At 67.0% G+C, this 4,135-nt stretch carries 3 protein-coding genes; all 3 read right to left on the reverse strand.

Annotation, left to right across the window (positions count from 1 at the left end):
- Nucleotides 1-27: 27 nt before the first annotated feature.
- The 3 genes from otsA to otsB all read right to left on the reverse strand — a co-directional run bounded on the left by otsA (nt 28) and on the right by otsB (nt 4,015).
- A complete protein-coding gene (gene otsA, locus ACE026_RS20035) occupies nt 28-1,392 on the reverse strand; it encodes an alpha,alpha-trehalose-phosphate synthase (UDP-forming) (protein WP_486040575.1) in 1,365 nt (454 codons plus the stop codon).
- The gene (locus ACE026_RS20040) at nt 1,389-3,170 is read right to left on the reverse strand and encodes a glycoside hydrolase family 15 protein (protein WP_486040576.1); all 1,782 of its coding nucleotides are present in this window, start codon (nt 3,168-3,170) and stop codon (nt 1,389-1,391) included. Before ACE026_RS20040 ends, otsA begins: the two co-directional genes overlap by 4 nt.
- Nucleotides 3,171-3,256: 86 nt before the next feature.
- On the reverse strand, nt 3,257-4,015 hold the full coding sequence (otsB, locus tag ACE026_RS20045) for a trehalose-phosphatase (protein WP_486040577.1): 759 nt from the start codon (nt 4,013-4,015) through the stop codon (nt 3,257-3,259).
- Nucleotides 4,016-4,135: the final 120 nt, after the last annotated feature.

Here is a 4,135-nt window from a genome sequence, read left to right on the forward strand (position 1 = left end):
TGCGGTAGTGCCGGCCGCGGGCCGGCATCACCCTTCCAGCGCCTGCAGATACGTCCGCCGCCAATGATTGATGTCGTACGTGCGCAGGTGATCCATCATCGCCTGCCAGCGCTCCACGCGCTTCTTCAGCGGCATGGTCGCGGCGGTGGCGATCGCATCGGCCACGCCATCCAGGTCATGCGGATTGACCAGCAGCGCCTGCTTCAATTCATCGGCGGCACCGGCCAGCAGTGACAGCACCAGCACGCCCGGGTTCTCCGGGTCCTGCGAGGCCACGTATTCCTTGGCGACCAGGTTCATGCCGTCGCGCAGTGGCGTCACCAGGCCCACCGCCGCTGCCCGGTAGAAGCCGGTGAGCGTGGCGTGGGTGAAGTTCTGGTTGACGTAGCGCAGCGGGGTCCAGTCCGGTGCGGCATGCCCGCCGTTGATGTGCCCGGCGATCTGCTCCAGCTGGCTGCGCAGCTGGCGGTACTCGGTGACATCCCCGCGCGAGACCGGGGCGATCTGCAGGTAGGTCAACGAGCCGTGCTGATCCGGATGACGCTCCAGATACCGCTCAAACCCCTGGAAGCGCTCGGGCAGGCCCTTGGAGTAGTCCAGCCGGTCCACGCCGATCGCCAGCTGACGATTGCGCAGGCTGCCGCGCAGGTCCTTGACCGCGGGTTTGTTCGCCCCGGCCTTGGCCTGGCGGGCGATGAATTCGGTATCGATACCGATCGGGAAGGCCGCGGCGCGGAAACGCCGGCCGCCGGGTGCTTCCAGCTCACCGTCAGGCAGCACGCGGCCACCACCGAACAGGCGCACGTAGGACTGGAAGCGGTCCGCATCGCGTTGGGTCTGGAAGCCGACCAGATCGTAGGCGTACAGGCTGGAGAACAGCCGCAGGTGGTCCGGCATCGCCTGCAGCAGATCGGCCGAGGGCATCGGCACGTGCAGGAAGAACCCGATCCGGCAGCCGATGCCGCGCTCGCGCAGCAGCGAGGCCAGCGGGATCAGGTGATAGTCGTGGATCCATACGATGTCGTCCTCGCGCAGCAGCGGCGCGAGCTTTTCGGCGAACAGCGCGTTGACGCGGCGATAAGTCTCGCGCGTGGCGCGGTCGTAGTCGACCAGGTCCAGCCGGAAGTGCAGCAGCGGCCACAGCGTGCGGTTGGCGAAGCCGTTGTAGTAGCCATCCACGTCGCGCTTGTTGAGGTCCATGGTGACGTAGCGGATGTCACCGTCCACCTGCTCGTGCAGGGCGCCGCTGTTGTCGCGCACGGACTTGCCGCTCCAGCCGAACCACAGGCCGCCACGCTCCTTCAGCGCGGCGAGCAGGCCGACCGCCAGGCCGCCGGCGCGGGATTCCCCGGGAACGGCGACCCGGTTGGAGACGACGACCAGGCGGCTCATGACGCCTCCTGCCAGCTGCGCGACAGGCGCATGGCGGCGGTGATCAGGCCCACGTGCGAATAGGTCTGGGGGAAGTTGCCCCACGCCTCGCCGCTGTCGAATGCAAGATCCTCGGAAAGCAGGCCCAGGTGATTGCGGCGCTCCAGCAGCATCTCGAACATCCCGCGTGCTTCGTCCAGCCGCCCGATCGCGGCGAGCGCATCGATGTACCAGAAGGTGCAGATGGTGAAGCTGGTTTCCGGCTCGCCGAAATCATCCGGCGCCACGTAGCGATACAGCGCGTTGCCGTGCTTGAGATCGCGGCCGATCGCCTCGACCGTGGCGACGAAGCGCGTATCGGTGGCCTCGATGAAGCCGATATCGGCCAGCAGCAGCAACGAGGCATCCAGGCGGTGGCCGCCGAAGGTATCGGTGAAATGGCCGAGTGCTTCGCTCCACGAGTCGCGCATGATGCGCGCATGGATGATGTCGGCGCGCTCGCGCCAATAGGTGGCGCGGTCATCCAGTTTCAAGCGCACGGCGATCTTGCACAGACGGTCACACGCGGCCCAGCACATCGCACTGGTGTAGGTGTGCACTTCGGTGCGGCCGCGGAATTCCCACAGCCCGGCATCGGGCACGTCGTGCAGGGTGAAGGCCTGCTCGCCGAGCGGCTCCAACCGCGCGAAGGTGTGCGCATCGCCCGGGTCCTGCAGGCGGCGATCGAAGAACAGCTGGGTGGAGGCGAGCACCACGCTGCCGTAGACATCGTGCTGGCGTTGCACCCAGGCCAGGTTGCCGCGCCGCACCGGGCCCATGCCGCGATAGCCGGAGAGCGACGCGACTTCGGTTTCCTCCAGCTTGGCCTCGAAGCTGATGCCGTACAGCGGTTGCAGGCTGCCATCGGCCGTGGCCAGGTTGAAGATGTAGCCCAGGAACTGCTCCATCGTGCGGGTCGCGCCGAGGCGGTTGAGCGTGCGCACCACGAAGGCGGCATCGCGCAGCCAGCAGTAGCGGTAATCCCAGTTGCGGATGCTGCCGGGGGCTTCGGGAATGGAGGTGGTCATCGCGGCGATGATCGCGCCGCTGTCTTCGTACTGGCACAGCTTCAGCGTGATCGCGCTGCGGTTCACCGCGTCCTGCCATTCCAGCGGGATGGACAGATAGCGCACCCATTCGCGCCAGTAGTCGCGCGTGCGCTGGAAGGATTCCTGCACGTAGCCACTGAGCGAACGGTTGAGCGATTCGTCCACGCCGAGCACCAGGTGCACCGGGTGGTTGAGCACGAACGGCAGGCCGTCGCGGACGAAACGCAGCGGCACATCGGTGGTCAGGCGCAGCACATGGTCGGGCAGGACCCAGCGGATATGGTTGCTGCCCCACGTGGCATCCGGGACGCGGGCACCCCAGTCGGCCAGCGGACGCGCGCGCACGATGATGCGTGGGTTGCCGGACAGTGGCCGCACCTGGCGGATCAGGCTGACCGGCCGGTAGAAGCGGTCGTTCTGACGCCAGCGCGGCGCGAAATCGATGATTTCCAGCGCACCACCGTGCTTGTCGCGCAGCACGGTGCGCAGGATGGCGGTGTTGGTCAGGTAGCTCTGTTCGCTGTCGACCATGTCCTCCAGCTCGATGCCGAAGTCACCGCCGTCCTGTTGATTGGGGCCAAGCAGGGCGCAGAAGGTCGGGTCGCCGTCGAAGGTCGGCAGGCAGCTCCAGACGACGCGCGCGTGCTTGTCGATCAGCGCGCCGAAGCTGCCATTGCCGACCACGCCCAGATTCAGATCGGGTTCGCTCATGATGCAGGAAGTCTCGTGTCATGCCGCGGCGGCACACCGGTGGGGGAGACCTGCGCGCGGCGTCAGGGGGCCTTGGGGTCAAGGCATCAGTAGGCATTCTCGCGAAGCCAGGCGTGCACGCTGCGTATCGTCGGCAGCGCGAACACCGCATCGCTGGGCTCGCGCGCACCGACCAGCACGCTCCAGCCATGCAGGTCGTTGGCCGCGCCGAAGCCGAATTCATCGGTGAGGTCATCGCCGACGAACACCGGCATGCGATCGTGGAACGGTGGCTGCAGCATCAGCTGCCGCATCGCACGGCCTTTGTCGCTGCCTTCGGGGAGGAACTCGATGACATGGTCACCGGGCTGCAGCCGGTAGCCGCCATGGCCACGGATATGTCGTTCGGCGAAGGCGCGCACGTCGTTGGCGGCGTGCGGGGCACCGCGCCAGTGCAGGGCCAGGCTGCGGCCTTTGTCCTCCACCAGGACACCGGGATAGCCATGCGCGAAACGCATCGCCTGCTGGTGCAGGGCATGCAGCCACTCGCTGGTATCGGCAGAGGGATCGCTGCTCTGCGCACGCTGCTCATGGTTGCGCAGCTCGTGGCCGTGCAGGCCGGCCGCGGGCAGGCTCAAGGGGGCGAAGAGTTTGTCCAGTTGCGCCAGGGGGCGCCCGCTGATCAGTGCGACCGCGCCATCCAGCCGGTCGCTGATGCGCCCGATCGCTTCACGCACATCGGGCAGCAGCGCGACCGACTCGGGGTCGTCCGCGAATTCGATAAGGGTGCCATCCACGTCCAGGAACAGCGCACAGGCATCGTCCAGCAGTGGCGGCGGCGGACGTTGGGGGAAGTCGTTGGCCATAGCGGCCAACATGCCAGCGTGGATGTGATTACCAGGTTAATGATGACCACATCCACGCCGTGATACTGGCCGCTGGCCGGCAACACTTCATGGCGTTCCGCCGCTGCCCGGAGGGGGGGG

It is taken from the genome of Stenotrophomonas sp. AGC87 (genome assembly GCF_057333975.1).

What these genes read in the sequence shown, in the direction of transcription:
- otsB (WP_486040577.1), bottom strand. Translation starts at nt 4,015, where the DNA reads ATGGCCAACGACTTCCCCCAACGTCCGCCGCCGCCACTGCTGGACGAT.
- otsA (WP_486040575.1), bottom strand. Translation starts at nt 1,392, where the DNA reads ATGAGCCGCCTGGTCGTCGTCTCCAACCGGGTCGCCGTTCCCGGGGAA.
- ACE026_RS20040 (WP_486040576.1), bottom strand. Translation starts at nt 3,170, where the DNA reads ATGAGCGAACCCGATCTGAATCTGGGCGTGGTCGGCAATGGCAGCTTC.